Source organism: Actinoplanes sp. NPDC051861, from assembly GCF_040681145.1.
GTDB lineage: Bacteria > Actinomycetota > Actinomycetes > Mycobacteriales > Micromonosporaceae > Actinoplanes.
Map to the genome: position 1 here is coordinate 308295 of NZ_JBFAYE010000005.1, position 14899 is coordinate 323193.

Below are 14899 nucleotides of genomic sequence, written 5' to 3' on the forward strand. Positions count from 1 at the left end.
GCCAGCGGCCAGGCCGCCTGGTCGCGACCGGGCCCCGCTTGCGGCAGGTGGTGGTTGCGGCCGGCTGGCACTGGCTCAACCTCGACGACCCGCACGACCTGTGTGAGTGCCAGGTGAGCAGGGAAGTCAGTCCAGGAGGCGGAGGTCGTGGAGGAGTTCGGAGTAGGTGACCGGGGGGAGGTTGTGGAAGGTCTGGGTGGTGGTTCGGGTCAGGGTCAGGGCTGTGACGGTCTGGGGTGGGGCTGAGTCGACGGTGTCGGAGGGGTGCCAGCCGGGGTCGGTTTGCAGGAGGGCGTAGGCGCCGGCGCCGACCGGTTTGGCCATCTGGACGGCGGCGTCGTACCAGCGGGTCCAGCCGTGGCGTTCCAGGCCGCGCAGTGTCGCGTAGGTGGTCTTGCGGCCGGTGAACAGGTCCAGGGAGCGGCCGGCAGCCGGGTCCGGGTGGTGGACCGGGCGGGTGAGCTGGGGGAACGGCTGGAGCAGGGCGTAGTCGGTGAAGAGCTCGGTCCAGGCGGCCAGGGTGCCGGGTGGGAAGTTCAGCGGGTGCGGGATGCTGACGGTCGCGTCGGCGGGCAGCGCGGCGGGCTCGTCGTTCACGGTGGTGGCGCTGCCGTCCTCGGCTATGCGGATCGTGGTCAGCAGGGTGTCGCCGTCGTGGACGCCCCAGATCAGGCGCTGGGTCAGGTGGGTCATCCACGGGTGGGTGGCGAACCGGTCCAGGAAGACGGCGGCCGGGATGCGGCGTTCGGCGCACATGGCTCGTTCCAGGCGGGCCACGTGCAGTGAGGCGGAGGCGCGGGCCTCCTTGCGCAGCGCGGTGAGCCGGGCCTTGGCGGTCCGGTGCTGCTCCCGGTCGGCGCCGCGGGTGGGTTTCGGCAGGTCGGCGTGGTGGCGGCCGGTCGCGTCGCGCAGAACGGGCATGAGTCGTTCGTCGAAGATGACGCGGAATTCGCCGACAGTGTCGTCAAGATCAAGACCCAGCGAGGGTACGAGACGATCGGCCAGTTCGTCGGAGGTGAGCCCGCGCAGGTCGGCGATCGCCTCGATATGGCGGCGGGCGACGCTCTTGAAGACGGGGAAGCGGGACCGCTCGGCCAGCAGGCTCAGCTCGATCAGGGCGGCGTCGGTGCCGCGGTGCCGCAGCGCGTCGAGGGCGGACTGGGCGCGGGCTGCGGCGTTCGTGCCGGCCCACTGACGGGCGTGCGCGGCGACCCGGCGGGCGCCGGCGTCGTCGCCGATCAGGCCGACCGCCTGCATGCACCAGCCCTCGGAGGCCGGTGCGCCGGCGGACACCCAGCGGTCGAAGAGGGCGACGGCGAACAGCGCCCGCGACTCGGCGGTCCAGCGCTCGCGGGCGGCGGGCACGGCCGGGTGCACCTCGTCGGCGTCGCAGCTCGCCAGGCGTACCAAAAAGTGGTTTTGATCCTCGATTGTCGCCCGATCTCCGGAAGCGGTGGTCAGAGTCGGCAGCGGATCCGAGACGAGATAGTCGGGGATCTTGGGCAGTCTGGCCCGCGGCGCGTCGAGCGGATCCTGAGCGAGCAGCGTGAGCAGGTCCGCGGCCCGATCACCGGCCTGCGCCGTGAGCAGCGAGCGGTGGCCCTGCGCGTCGAGATAGCGCAGCACCCGCGCGGTCGCCGCGTCACCGGGATCCGCCGTCCACAGTGCGACGACGCCGGCCGCCGCGTGCTCCGGATGCCGCAGCAGCCAGGACCGGGCGGGACGGCGCAGCTTCTTGCCGGCGAAGGCGCGCACCACCGGAGCGGCCAGCGCGACGTGCCCGACCGGCTGCGCGGCCTCCAGCGCCGCCTCGACGCTGTCCCGGTCCTCGAACGCCGCCAGCAGCGCCGCGACGTGACCGGCCCCGTGCCGCACCAGCAGCAGCGGGACGAGCGAGCGCACCCAGTAGTGGTGGCAGGTGAAACCGAGCGCCATCAGCCGCTCGTGGGTCCACCGGGGCGCGAGGGTCAGCGCGGGCAACGTCGTCGGAAGCGCCCAGCGTTCCCGGTGCTCGAGCCAGGCCGTCACCGCGCCGGTGTCGCAGCGGCCGATCGCCACGCCCTCCCACTGCTCGGCGTCCTCGTAGACGCCCGCCTGCTCGGCCCGCTCGCGTTCCTCGTCGCGGAACCGCAGCACCGGTTCGACCGGCACGGCGACGTCCAGCCGGGCGGGCCGTGCCGCGGGCGGCGGCTCGTAGGCGCACGGCGTTCCGTCCGAAACCGATGGTGCCTCGTCCGCAGTCGGCGTGAACCCGGTCGCCCACGCGTGCCCGGCTTCCCGCTGCTCCTCCAGCGCGTTTCTCGCCGTGTCGTCGTCGAGGTGCATGAGGAGGGTGCACCACAGGCCGTTGTAGTGCGGGTCGTCCTCGAACGGGTACGCGGGCCGCATCCGCGCGAGCACCGGGGCGGCCGCCGCACCGGCGATGTCCAGCATGCCCGCCAGATAGAGGCGCCCGCCGGAGGTGCCGAAGAACTCGTGGCGTACGCGCTTGTTGGCCCGCAGGAAGCGGTCGAGGGTGTCCAGGTCGCCACTGGCCAGCCCGGACGCGTGCACCGGGGCGTTGCCGAACTCACCGACGTGCCGCATCGCCAGGGCGTGCGCGTCGCGTTCCGCGTCTCCGGCGTGCGGTCCGAGCGGCAACAGGTAGCTGACCGCCCAGAACAGGTCGGCCCGCAGGCTGCCGCTGAGGTCGTGCGCCATCCGGTCCCGCACGTCGAGCAGCACGTCACGGGCCTGGGCGTACGTGACGTCGTCGGCGGCGACGAGCAGTTCCCGTAGTCGCCCGAAGACACCGACGCCGACGTACGGCAGGTCGACGTGGAATCCGCCGAGGACCCGGCGGCACGCCTCGGGCAGCCCGGCCGAGGCGACCAGGAAGTCGGCCAGCCACTCGTCGGCGCCGTGGTCGACGTACTGGAAACGCTCGCGGACCGCCCGGACCAGCGCGTGGTCGTCGTCCGCGGTGCCGGCCCGCGCCGCCGGATCGAGCAGCCGCTCGCCCAGGGCGCGGTCGGCGGACAGGTGCGAGGTCATCAGCTGCCAGACCCGCGAGGACTCCGCGGACGCGTCCCGGATCGCCCGGTCCTGCGCCCAGATCGCGCGGCGCAGGGCCGTCCACGAGTCGTCGAGCCCGGCCGGCGGCCGGATGGCGGTGGCGATACCCCCGCGCCGCGGATGCAGCGCCGCGAGCAGCCAATCAGTGATGATCACGCCGGTCACGGCGCCACCCTAGCGGCGCGGATCAGCCGTTGTAATAGCGCGTTCGGCGGTTGCGGTAGCCACCACGACGGTTGCCGACGATCTGGCGGGTGGCGAAGGCACCCGCGGCGAGCCCGCCGGCGAGCGCGGCGAGGATCAGCGGCACGTTCGTCTCGGAGGCCGGGGCCTGCTCGGCCGAGGAGAGCACGCGGGCCGGCGCCGAGGTGGCCGCGTTCGGCGCGGGCGCGGTCGGCAGCGCCTCGAAGTCGACGAGGGCGCTGCTCTCCAGCAGCGTCATGTGCGTCATGACGAACTGGTTGGCCTGCTGCGCGAGCTTGCGGACGGTGTCGTTGCGGGTGCTCGCGCGGATCGTCGCGACCGCCGGGAAGATCTTGCCGTGCGCCGCCCGGAGCCGGTCGATGTAGATCTCGTCGAAGTCCTTGGCGGACTCCGCCTCCTCCATCTCGTTGAGCCAGCCCTTCTGGTCCTTGTTGGGCTCGTTCGGCAGGTCGATGTCGAGCTTCTTCGCGGCGTTGCGGGTGAGTTCGTCGAGCACTTTGTGCTGGTCGGCGATGTTGCGGCCGATCCGCTTGACCCGGGCGCTGTTGGACTTCTCCTGTGCCATCTCACCGGCCGGGATCTCCCACAGCCCGGCGAGGCGCACCTTGGTCACGAAGTCGATGTCGGCGTCGGAGAGATCGCCCTCGCCCTGGTCACTGAGGAGGTTCTCCGGCGGGACCGGAACATCCGCGGCGGCTCGCGCCATGTCCGGGGAGAACACGATCAGCGTCGCCGAGAGAACCGCCACGCTCCATAGACGGCGCCACACGGACTTCACCACGCGAACCTCCTTGACGACTGCGTGCCGCACCGTGGCCCGCCATCGGGTACGGCGATCCGCGGTCACGCACTGGCACCCGGAGATACGGACCGAAGACCGGATCGGATCAGTCGAAGGACGGGCAATTCACAGCCGCGTCATAGGCTCGGGCTCGACACCGCTCACGAAAATGATCTCGGCGAGCCACGCAGGTCGATCGTCTCGGTCACGTGTTCACGGGCCGGGCGACCGCCGCCGGCCGGAGCGTCCCAGAACGGATCATCGGTGTCGGTGGCCAGTCTGGCCCGGGTCTGTTCGGCCAGCCGCAGGTCACGGCGGCGGGCCGCGATGCCGGCCAGTGCCCGCGCCGACGGCTTCACCAGGTACGACAGCAGCAGGGCGACGGCGAGGCCGGCCGCGAGCCAGGTCAGCACGCGGCTCAGGGTGCTCATCGGGTTGTCCGGCGCTGCCGCGGTGGCTGCCGGCGCCGGCTGCACCGGACTGGTGACGGCGGTGACCGGGCTGACCAGTCCGTCGGCCGCGGTCGCCAGCACGCGCCTGGTCACGTCGGCGGCATGCAGGCCGGGATGGGCCGAGCGGACCAGTGCGACAGTGCCGGCCACGTACGCGGCAGCGAACTCCGAACCGCTGACGACCTGGCCGATGGTCGCCACGCCCACTCCCGGCGCCAGCAGGTCGGCCGCGTCACCGGCGAAGTCGCCGGCCGGGCTCCGGTCCTCGCCCACCGCACCGACGCGCAGCATCCCGTCGGCCGCCTCGGCCGTCGACGTGGCCGGCACCACGATCACCACGTCCCGGCTGATCGCGTCGTTGACGGCGGCGAGCACGCCGGGGTCCGTGGTGTCGATGCCCGTGCCGATCAGGACGACCTGGGCGCCCGCCGAGGTGGCGACGCCGATTCCGGCCGTCACGATCGCCGCCGACGGTTCGGCGCCCGCCTTGATCGGCACGATCCGCGCGCCGGGCGCCACACCGAAGCCCGACCCACCCCGGCCGTCGTCGCCGGCAACGATGCCCGCCAGCCCGGTGCCGGCACTCTTGCAGCCGAGGTCACCGCGCCCCGCGCCGGCGACGATGTCGGCGCCCGGGGTGACTCGCCCGGCCAGTTCCGGCGCGGACCCGTCCACACCGGAACTGATCACCGCCACCTTCACACCGGAGCCGGACGTGCCGTCCCGGTCCCCACCGGGATTCAGCAGCGCCTGCCCCCAGCTCGCGGTCGCGGGGATGTCGGTGGGCCACGCGCAGGCCGCCGCCCCGGCCTCGTTCTGCGGCAGCGGGCCGTGGCGCAGGTCGGCACCGACCGCGTCCCACGGCAGGACCAGGTGCCAGCCCGCGGTCAGCCTGCTCGGGTCGGACAGGCGCCCGCCGCCGGGCTGAACCCGCCCGGCGTTGAGGTCGAGGATCTCGCCGACCCGGCCGGTGTCGCCCAGGAAACGCGAGGCGATCTCCCACAGGTTCTCCGGCGCGCCCTGATGGGAGGCCTTGACCGTGTAGTAGTACTGGTTCACCGGGGCGGCCGGGGGCGGTTCGGCCCGCGCCGGCGAGACCGGCACACCGATCAGCGCGACCGTCAGCAGCGCAGCGACGCGGAACCTCACCACTTCGACCTCTCCACCAGGGCCCAGTCGTGGTCGTCGTTCGCCAGGCAGGGAACCACGGTCAGCTGGACGTCGGGACCGCCGTCGCCGGCTCCGGGAACGTCGACGCACATGTCGGTCACGGTGTTGCGCAGCCAGTAGTAGACGAGGCCGCCGGCCGACCGCTTCGACTCCAGACGGAAGTACTGGTTGTCGTCGTCGAAGCAGCCCGTCTCGTTGAGCGCCGTACCCGAGGCGACACCCTCGACGCCCGGCGGGTCGATGCAGAAGCCGTCGTCGGCGTTACGGATCCAGTAGAGCTGGTTGCCCTGGCCGTCCACCGCGCGCGGCTCGAACGTCCACTCCTGGTTGTCGTCGCCGCTCTTGACGCAGGTGAACTGGGTGACCGGTCCGTCCCGTGGTCCCGGGCCGGTGCCGGGCAGGTCGACGCACATCTCGGTGGCGAGGTTGACGATGAAGTACGGCCCGTAGTCACCGCCCGAGGCGTCGGCCGCCTTGATCGCCGGCTGGTCGGTCGGCGCCGGCGCCGGCGTGGTGGGCGCGGCACTTCCCGGCTTCGGCGGCTTCGACGTCGCCGGGGCCGGCGCCTTCACCACGCCAAGCCTCGTGTCCTTGGCGTACTCCGCCTGAGCCTTGGTGATCGTCTCCGCCAGCGCGGTCACCGCGGCCGTGGCGCTGCCGCGGGTGAAGGCGGCAAGCGCGGCGGCGTACTGGCCACCGGATCGCTTGATCAGCTTGCACATCGTGCGGCCGAGCGCGGGAATGGCCACCTCGGGCTGCCACGGTGTCCGGCTCGCCGCGGCTTTGACGTTGGCGGTCCACACCTGCGGCAGGAACTGGGCGATGCCCTGCTCACCGGCCGGGCCGAGCTTGCCCGCGTCGAAACCGGAGGTCGCCATGATCTGAGCAGCGACCAGGGCCGGTGGCATCTCGGCGCAGACCCTGCCGGCGGCGACGACCTCACCCACGTACGCGTCGGGCACCGGGATCGCGGTGGTGACGGCCGGATAGCCGGCCGTGGGTGACGGTGCGGCCACACCTCCGCCGAACTCGGGCTGGAGGGCGTACCAGGCGGCGTACCGCTCGACCGTGTCCACGTACTCCTTGGCGTCGCCCGGGACGGCACCGGACTTGATCACCTGATCCGGGCCGAGCCGGTGCGCGGCGAGCGCGACCCGCCATGGATCCTCGCCGATGCCGACGGTCCGGGCCTGGCCGGCGAACCGGCACATCAGGTGCGCCAGCGCGGTGACGGCGGCCTCCCGGTCACCCTGCTGCGCGCCGTCCCACGGGACGTTCTCCCGGAACTGCTGCGGTGTCAGCAGCGGCGCCCCCGCCGGGGTGGCCATGACCTGCCCGGCGAGCCGGGCCGGGGTCAGCGCCGGGCAGGACTCCGCCGCGCTCGCCAGAATCCGTACGTCGGACGCGCTGAACCTGTCCGCCCGCACCGGCTCCGCGGCGTCGGCGGCCCGCCCCGCCATGAACGCGCCCGCTCCCAGCAGGACGATCAGGGCCAGGGCGGAGCCCAGCAGCACCGGACGGCTCAGCCGCAACCTCCGGACCTTCATGGTGCGGTCCTTCCGGCCAGCAGTTCGTCCTCGGTCGGCACGTCGACGCGATCGGACCACCGCAGCGTGCTGACGACCATGTCGAACAGCAGCACGACGGCCTGGACCGCATCGGCCTCGACGTCGCCGTCGGTCAGCACCGTGAAGGTGAGCAGACCCCACACGCCTGGTGCACCGGGAGCCGCGACGAAGTAGCTGACCCGTACCGAGGGCGCCTTGCGGTTGAGCGTGCCGCTGTCGACGATCTGGCGGACCCGCGCGGCGGGGCAGCCGCCGACCTCCAGCGCCGTCCCGTCCGGCCCGGCGTCGGCGAGGATCGACGTCAGCACCGACGCGGGGTCCTGCGGGTCGTCGTCCCCGTCGAGGACGGTCAGCACCAGCGTGCCCGGCAGCCGCATGCCCTGCATCTCGCTCACCGGCAGCACCACCCCGCGCGCGCCCTGGCGCTGCGCGTCGGCGGTCGCGTCGCTGAGGTCCTTGCGCAGCATCCGCCGCCAGGGCCCGGCCTTGTCCCGCGGCAGCGTGTCGGGCAGCGCGCTGCGGACGATCTCGTCGATGGTGCGTTCGCGCAGCCGGGTGAGGCCCGGCGTGGTCGGGATGTGTACCCAGCCGTCCGGGACGATGAGCTCGAAGTCGATCACGCCGGGCTCCCCGCGACGGACGGGACGAGGTTCAGCTCGGTGGACCGCTCGGCGATCAGATGCATGACCGCTTCCACTCCGGCACCGATCACCGCGAGCTGTTCCAGGCCGTTGGCCCGCGTCTCGAACAGCACGTCCACGTCGCCGTCCGGGCGCTCCAGGCGCAGCGCGGCGTGAACCCGTCCGTGCAGTCCCTCGTCGTCCTCGGCGAGCGCGAGCACCCGGACTCCGTCGCCGTGCTCGGTGGAGACGTACTCGACGTGCGGTTCCCGTACGTCGCCGGGCATTCCCTCCGCTCCGACCAGCGCCATCAGGTAGCCGGAGTCCCCCGGGCGCGGCTCGCGGAACTCGGCCAGCACGAGCAGCGGCAGCCAGCGCACCCGGTCGTCGACGAACCCGGCGCCCCAGATCAGCCGGCAGTTGCGAGGCAGGCCGTCGGCGCGCTCCAGCAGGTCACGCGCGACCGCCGAGCCCACCGCGCCGGGGCTGAACGGGAACGCCTCGGTGGCGTCGGCCGGCCAGGCGGCACGGGCCGCCGCCACCTGCTCACCCACCCACTCGTCGAGCAGTTTCGCCATGAAGTCGGTCCAGCCGGCCCGGTCCGGCCCGGCGGCCGGCACCAGGTCCCAGGCCCAGGAGATCTCGGACATCAGGCGCCCTCGAGCGAGTGGTGCTCGGTCGCCTGCAGACCGGCGATCAGTAGGCCGGCGGCGAACGCGAATCCCTGGTTGAGGCCACCCCAGGTGGCGAAGATCCCCTGCAGCCCGCCGCCGAACCTGCCGAACGCGCCGCCGAACAACGGGATGTTCTTGAGGAAGCTGAGATCCTTGATCGGGCCCATCCCGATGAATCCGTCCCACCAGGTCTTCATCATTCCGCCGAACCCGTTGCCGAACCACTTGTTCATCGAGCCGCTGAGGGCGTCGAACCAGCCGGGCCGTCCGCTGCCGATGGCCAGCGGGCGGCTGAAGTCGAACAGCTCGATGGACTGGCCCGGCCGCCAGTTCGGGTTGAACTTGATCTTCGACATCGTCTTCACGAACTTGCCGATCGACTCGATCGTCTTGCCGAAGGCGCCGAACGCCGCGCCCAGACCGGCGAAGCCGAGCCCGAGGGCGCCCAGGACGACGGCGAGCACACTCCCGTCGCCGCCGCCCAGCAGCACGCTGTCGGCGATCAGTGTCACCGCCCCGGCCACCACTCCCGCCAGGGCGAGCCACCCCACGCCCGGGATCAGAATGGCCAGCGCGGTCAGGACCATGGCGATGATGCCGAAGATCTTGCTGATCATCTTGAAGATGGCCATCACCCGCCAGTTGATCTTGTCGGTCAGGCCGTCGTCGTAGTTCTTGCAGTTGACCGCGTCGCCCAGCCGCTTACCCGCCACGTCCAGCGCGTCCAGCGCGCCGGTCAGGCGGTTCTTCGCCGCGGTGATCTGCGCGTTCGCGTCGTCCTGGGCACGCTGCTTGTCGGTGGCCTTCTGCTGCTCCTCCGGCGAGATGTTGCCCTCCGCGTCCTTCTGCGGGTCCGGCATGGCGTTCGCCCGGTTCAGCGACGAGGACCCGTCCTCCTCGGCGCGCTCGGCCGCGTCCACCTCGGCGATGGCGCGATCGAGGTCCGGCTCGTACTTCTTGATCTCGGTCGCGACGTCGCGGTAGCGCACCGCGGCCTTGCCGAGACTCTCCTGAAGCGACTCCGCGTCCTCCTTGGTCTTCTTGACCCACTCACCGCGGAGCGCCTCCTCGCCGGCGCTGACGATCTTCTGGAGTTTGCTGACCGTGTCGTCGATGGTGTCGGAGATGAGCTGGTAGCGCTTCTGCGCCGCCTCGATCTCGGCCGGGTCGGCCTTGCGGAGCGTGTGGAGGCGGCCGTCGCTCACTTGCCGCCCTCCTCGAGGCTCTTGAACAGCTCCAGTTCGGCCTCGGTCCAGGCCTGGTCGGCGGCCTCGATCCGCTCCCGGAACTCCTTCATCGCCTCGACCATCTTGTCCCGGCTCCCCGTCCAGTTGTCCGCGAAGTCACCCATCGACAGGTTCGCGTTGAGCTGCCCCCACCGGCCCTTCTGCTCGTTCTGGAAGTCCAGCGCGCCCTCGAACTGGCTGATCAGCTCGCTGAGGTTGCGCGCCAGATCGGCCAGTCCCTTGACCACGATGTCGGCCATCAATTCACCGCTTTCCCAGTCGTCGTGTTCACGCGTCCACCAGGGGGATCTGTACGGCCAGCAGGGTTCCGTCACCGAGGTGCACCCGGGCGGCGCCGGGCACCACCTTCTCGGCCAGGGCGGCCCGGCTCAGCCGTACGCCGATCAGGTCGCCGGCACCCAGGCTCGGCGGCGAGAGCAGCGCTCCGCGCCGGTTCTTCTTGACCTCCACCTGCCAGCCCGAGAAACCCATCGCCACCGAGTTGACCTCGCCGGCGATGACGACGGCGCGGCGCTTGCCGGACGCGGTCCGGATCACCTGCCGCAGATAGTCCCGGCACGCGATGTCCCGCCACGCCTCCGCGTCGTCCACCAGCAGCGCGACCGGCCCGTCCCCCGCGTCCAGCAGCGCGGCGAACTCCTCCTCGGCCGGGTTCTCCCCGCTGATCACGCCGCGGACGCCGGGCCGGCCGGCCAGATCCAGCAGCGGCGTCCGCATCGGCGCGCCGAGGACCAGCTCGACGCCCGAGCGCAGCAGCGACTCCGCCATCACCCGCAGCGCCGTGCTCCGTCCCGACCGCGACGGTCCCGCGATCAGGAAGGTCGGCGCCTCGTCGAGCAGGTTCGTGCCGACCGGCGTCAGCTCGTCGCCACCCACACCGACCAGCGCCCATCCCGGCTTCGGGACGCCGATGGCCGCCCAGGCCTGGTCGAAGGTGAGGCTGCTGGGCATCGTGGCGATCTTCCCGGGCCGCTGCTCGCGGGACACGCCCGCGTCGCGCTCGGTGAACCGCTCCGCCAGTTCGCGCATCGCGGCGATCTGCGCCGGCCCGCTCGGGTCGGCGGCGACCAGGGCGACCTGCACCTCGATCGCGGTGTTCGACCGGTAGCCGCGGCCGGCCGGGATGCTCTCCGGGATCTTGCGCGGGTTGAGCCCGGCCAGCGTGGCGTCGCTGCGGTCCGAGAGCCGCAACACGAGTTTCTCCTCGCAGAGCCCGGCCATCCGGCCGCTGAGCAGGCTGTGGTCACCGGCGACGATCAGGTGCACACCCGCACTGGCACCCTCCCGCATGAGCGTGTGCACCAGGTCGGTCAGCGCTCCGTTGTCGTGCTCGCCGAGGGTGCCGAGGAAGCCCTCCCAGCGGTCGAGCAACAGCAGGATGTGCGGCAGGCGCTCGGCTGCCGGGACGGCTGAGCGCTGCTCGGTGACGTCGGCGAACCCGCCCTGGCCGAGGATCCGCTGACGGTGCTGCACCTGCTCGTACAGCCGGCGCAGCAGTCGCTCGGCACGCTCAACCTCGGTGCGCTGGGCGACCGCACCGCAGTGCGGGAACCGGGTGATCGGCAGGAGCGCGCCGTTGCCGCAGTCCAGGCCGTACAGATGCAGGTCCGCCACGCTCGCGGCGGACGCCGCTGCGGTCGCGATCGTGCGCAGCGCCTGCGATCGGCCCGACCGGGGCGCGCCGATGATGTGCAGGTGCCCGAAGGTGTGCAGGTCGATGGTCATCGGCACCTGCCGCTGGCTGCGCGGCAGGTCCTGCACGGCCCAGGCGAACGACGGCTCGCCGCGCTCGTCGCGGGCCGGGTCGGCGGGCAGGTCCACCACCGAGACGGTCGGCAGCGCGGGCAGCCAGGGACGGCGCTGCTCGGGCACGCCCAGCATGTCGTTGGCCCGCCGGATCGCCGACACCAGCACCGACAGGTCGGTGGCCTCCTCGACCTCGGAGGCCGCGCGGGGCCGCTGCGGCACCGGACGGCCCAGATCCAGCCAGCCGACCGGATGCAGGAACGGCTCGGCCACCGCGGCGGCGGCGTTCTGCTGCGGACGCCGGCCGCCGACCCGGCCGGTCTGGAACGGGATGAGCGAACTGTGGCCGAGCCGGGCGTAGGCGCGTCCCGGGTTGACCGCCGAGATGTTCGCCGCCTCCCGGGCGTCGATCACGTCGGCGCTCTCCGCGGCGTCGGTGACCCGCAACGCGACCCGGAGGTTGGTGTTGGCCCGGATCTCGGCGGAGACCACGCCGTTCGGGCGCTGGGTGGCGAGGATCAGGTGGATGCCGAGCGACCGGCCCCGCTGGGCGATGTTGACCAGGCCGGTGACGAAGTCCGGCAGCTCACGGGCCATCGAGGCGAACTCGTCGATGACGATCAACAGCCGCGGTATCGGCGCCGGTACCGGCCTCCTGGTCGCGTAGTCGACGTAGTCCTCGAGATCCTTCGCGCCGACCGCGGCGAGCAGGTGCTCCCGGTGGGTCAGTTCGGCGCCGAGCGAGGTGAGGGCGCGCTCGACGAGGTGGGTGTCCAGGTCGGTGACCATGCCGACGGTGTGCGGCAGATCGACGCAGTCCTTGAACGCGGCTCCGCCCTTGTAGTCCACGAGCACGAAATTCATCGCGTCCGGCCGGTTCGCCACCGCGAGCGAGGCCACCACCGTCTGGAGGAACTCCGACTTGCCGGAACCGGTGGTGCCCGCGACCAGGCCGTGCGGGCCGTGCCGGACCAGGTCCAGCGCGAACGGGCCGTCGAGGCTGTACCCGACGACCGCCCGGGTGCTCCGCGGCGACGCGTTCCACCGGGCGGTGATCGCGGCGACCGAGGGATCCTCCATCCCGATCACCTCGAGCAGGCGGGCGGCGGCCGGGAGCGCGGCGTCGCCGTGGGTGTCGCTGACGTCGCGGATCGGTGCCAGCCGCCGCCCGGTGGCCGGGAACCAGTCGTCGATCACCTCGTCGACGCGGATGCCCTCGACCTCGGCGGACCGCTGGCGGCGCAGGGTCGTGGGCAGGCCGTCGCCGCCGGAGACGACGGTCGTGCACTCCTCCGGCAGCGTGAGCTCGTCGCTGTCGACACAGATGAAGTAGACGCCGACGGCCGGGCCGCCGAGCAGGATGGAGACCACACCCGGCAGCGCGCGCAGCCGCCGGGCACCGTCCAGCACGACGACCACGTCCGGATCGGCGAACGCCGCGCCCGAACCGGCGTTGATGCGGGCCTGCCGGCGTGCCTCGATCAGCTCGATCAGCTCGGCGATCCGGCGGGCGATGGTCTCGGTGTCGGTGCCGAGCAGGGTCAGGGTCTGCTGCCCGAGCAGCGGGCGGGTGTGCGGCAGCCAGGCGGCCCACTCCCACAGCGGGCCGCCCGCCGGGTCGGTGAGCACGTAGAGCTGGAGGTCGCGGGGGCTCTGCGCGACGGCGAGCTGACCGGTCATCCAGCGTGCCAGGCGGCGTGGCCACTCGCCGCGGCCCGCGACGCCGACAACTCCCGCGTGCACGATCGAGAACGAGACCGGCACGTCGTAGAGCCGGCGGTCGGTCTGCCGGTCCTGGCCGGCTGCCTCCACGGTGATCTTGCTGGGCTGGTCGGCGATGCCGATCCGGACCACCAGATGGTCCGGGTCCGTGCGGCGCCGCTCCCACAGCCGGGCCCTCGGCCCGGTCGCGACGATCAGCAGCTCGGCCGGGTCGGGGGCGGCGACCCGGCGGTCGTGCCGCTCCAGGACCAGCGTCTCGGCGATGTCGTCCTCGATGGCGGCGACCCGCGCCTCGTGCTCGGCGACCTGCGTACGGTGGCTGGTCTTGCCCTGGCGCCGCCCGGTCCACCAGTTGGCCAGCACCATGATCGGCGACATCGCCGCGAACATCAGATAGATCGGGTTGCGCAGCAGCGTGGCCATGACGGCGCCGAAGACGGCCGGCAGCGCGGCGGCCAGCCACGGCAGGGCGTTGGGCGCGGGTGGCCTGGGCGCCGCCGGGATCTTGAACCGGTCCGGCCGGACCGGCGGCAGCAGCCGCGGAGGGCGGTTGTAGTCGAGATACTCGCTCTCCGGCGACGGCTCGACCACCGCGTCCGGGCACAGCACCGGATGGGCCTCCAGGGTGGTCTCCCCCACGGTCAGCTGCGCCGTCTCCCGCCAGTGGACCTCGTCGGCGGGCAGTTGTTCACGGTCGAGCAGCAGGGCGCCCGCGACGCCACGGACGTGCACCTCGGCGTCGAAGGTGACCCGGACGACCGCGGCCACCGGGGGCACGCCGTCCAGCCGCACCGGGCTGCCCTCGACCGATCCGATCCGGTGCTCGCCCGGACCGAGCGACCAGATCCGGCCGGCGCCGGCGCCGGTCACCGCCCGAACCGTGACCAGGCCGCCGGCCGGGACGGACGGAACCGGGCCCGGGCCGCCGACCCAGAGCACCGAACCGTCGTGGATCCCGCTGGCGGACAGCGGCAGGCCGAGGTCGAGCGGCCGATGGTCGAGGTAGACCCGGTCGGATGCCGGGAGCCGGCCGTGCGCGAGGGAGTCGAGCAGGTTCTTGACGATGTCCCGCACCGGAGTGGCGGGATCGGCGTCGACGACCACGTCCGCCGACCACGCCTGCGGCGATGCCAGGGTGATCAGCATGCGCACGGCGTTCCCCTGGTTACTTGTTCAGCGATCCGGCGAGCTGGGTGTCCATGTCGCGCAGCGCCTGAACGGCCTTGTCCAGCCACTCGGAGAGCAGGTCGAGGTTCTCCATCAGCTCGTTCGCCGCGTTCACGAACTCGGTGTGCACCTCGTCGAACTTGCCGGACGCCTGGTCGGTCACGAAGCCGGACCCGGTCAGGTTGTCCACGATCGACTTGCACTCGGTCAGCCGGGAGTCGATCTCGTTCTTGTTGTTGCGCATCCGGGTCGCGCTGTCCGACATCTCCGTGTAGGTGATGTTGAGGTTCGCCATCGGGTCGTCCCTTTCGAATGTGCGAGCCGCGCTCTGCACGCCCGGCTGCGAGCCGTGCTGCACGCCCGGCCCGGCGATCGGCAACGTCGACCAACGTAGGAAGTGCGTCCTGAATTGGTCCAGATCGCCGGGCCCGTTCCTGGGCCCAGAGGCCCAAGGCCCTCGTTGACAGCCGTCGGCGCCGGTGCGGACGATCGTG

General features: G+C 72.3%; 10 protein-coding genes. All 10 read right to left on the reverse strand.

Features of this window, described 5'->3' with window-relative positions; translation table 11 throughout:
• Positions 1 to 126: 126 nt before the first annotated feature.
• Positions 127 to 3219 carry a DUF4132 domain-containing protein gene (locus AB0M02_RS18185; protein ID WP_364228125.1) on the reverse strand — a complete coding sequence of 1031 codons (3093 nt, stop codon included), beginning with the start codon at positions 3217 to 3219 and terminating at the stop codon, positions 127 to 129.
• 22 nt (positions 3220 to 3241) lie between these two features.
• Complete coding sequence (locus AB0M02_RS18190) at positions 3242 to 4039, reverse strand: DUF4142 domain-containing protein (protein WP_364228126.1); 798 nt, start codon at positions 4037 to 4039, stop codon at positions 3242 to 3244.
• A 161-nt stretch (positions 4040 to 4200) separates the two neighbouring features.
• Positions 4201 to 5640 (reverse strand): S8 family serine peptidase, encoded by a 1440-nt coding sequence (locus AB0M02_RS18195; RefSeq protein WP_364228127.1) that lies wholly within the window; start codon positions 5638 to 5640, stop codon positions 4201 to 4203.
• A complete protein-coding gene (locus AB0M02_RS18200) occupies positions 5637 to 7208 on the reverse strand; it encodes an RICIN domain-containing protein (protein WP_364228129.1) in 1572 nt (523 codons plus the stop codon). The genes AB0M02_RS18195 and AB0M02_RS18200 overlap by 4 nt, the downstream gene beginning before the upstream one ends.
• Complete coding sequence (locus AB0M02_RS18205) at positions 7205 to 7849, reverse strand: hypothetical protein (protein ID WP_364228131.1); 645 nt, start codon at positions 7847 to 7849, stop codon at positions 7205 to 7207. The genes AB0M02_RS18200 and AB0M02_RS18205 overlap by 4 nt, the downstream gene beginning before the upstream one ends.
• Positions 7846 to 8499: a hypothetical protein gene (locus tag AB0M02_RS18210; RefSeq protein WP_364228133.1), complete on the reverse strand. Its 654-nt coding sequence runs from the start codon at positions 8497 to 8499 to the stop codon at positions 7846 to 7848. The genes AB0M02_RS18205 and AB0M02_RS18210 overlap by 4 nt, the downstream gene beginning before the upstream one ends.
• Complete coding sequence (locus tag AB0M02_RS18215) at positions 8499 to 9728, reverse strand: hypothetical protein (protein ID WP_364228135.1); 1230 nt, start codon at positions 9726 to 9728, stop codon at positions 8499 to 8501. Before AB0M02_RS18215 ends, AB0M02_RS18210 begins: the two co-directional genes overlap by 1 nt.
• On the reverse strand, positions 9725 to 10009 hold the full coding sequence (locus AB0M02_RS18220; RefSeq protein ID WP_364228137.1) for a hypothetical protein: 285 nt from the start codon (positions 10007 to 10009) through the stop codon (positions 9725 to 9727). The genes AB0M02_RS18215 and AB0M02_RS18220 overlap by 4 nt, the downstream gene beginning before the upstream one ends.
• 28 nt (positions 10010 to 10037) lie before the next feature.
• Positions 10038 to 14384 carry an FtsK/SpoIIIE domain-containing protein gene (locus AB0M02_RS18225; protein ID WP_364228285.1) on the reverse strand — a complete coding sequence of 1449 codons (4347 nt, stop codon included), beginning with the start codon at positions 14382 to 14384 and terminating at the stop codon, positions 10038 to 10040.
• A gap of 19 nt (positions 14385 to 14403) precedes the next feature.
• Entirely contained in the window at positions 14404 to 14784 is a 381-nt protein-coding gene (locus AB0M02_RS18230) for a WXG100 family type VII secretion target (protein ID WP_364228139.1), read from the reverse strand.
• Between the last annotated feature and the right edge of the window lie 115 nt (positions 14785 to 14899).

Bases quoted from the DNA above. Each gene is read 5' to 3' on its own strand.
- AB0M02_RS18220 (WP_364228137.1), bottom strand. From the start codon at position 10,009: ATGGCCGACATCGTGGTCAAGGGACTGGCCGATCTGGCGCGCAACCTC.
- AB0M02_RS18225 (WP_364228285.1), bottom strand. From the start codon at position 14,384: ATGCTGATCACCCTGGCATCGCCGCAGGCGTGGTCGGCGGACGTGGTC.
- AB0M02_RS18200 (WP_364228129.1), bottom strand. From the start codon at position 7,208: ATGAAGGTCCGGAGGTTGCGGCTGAGCCGTCCGGTGCTGCTGGGCTCC.
- AB0M02_RS18210 (WP_364228133.1), bottom strand. From the start codon at position 8,499: ATGTCCGAGATCTCCTGGGCCTGGGACCTGGTGCCGGCCGCCGGGCCG.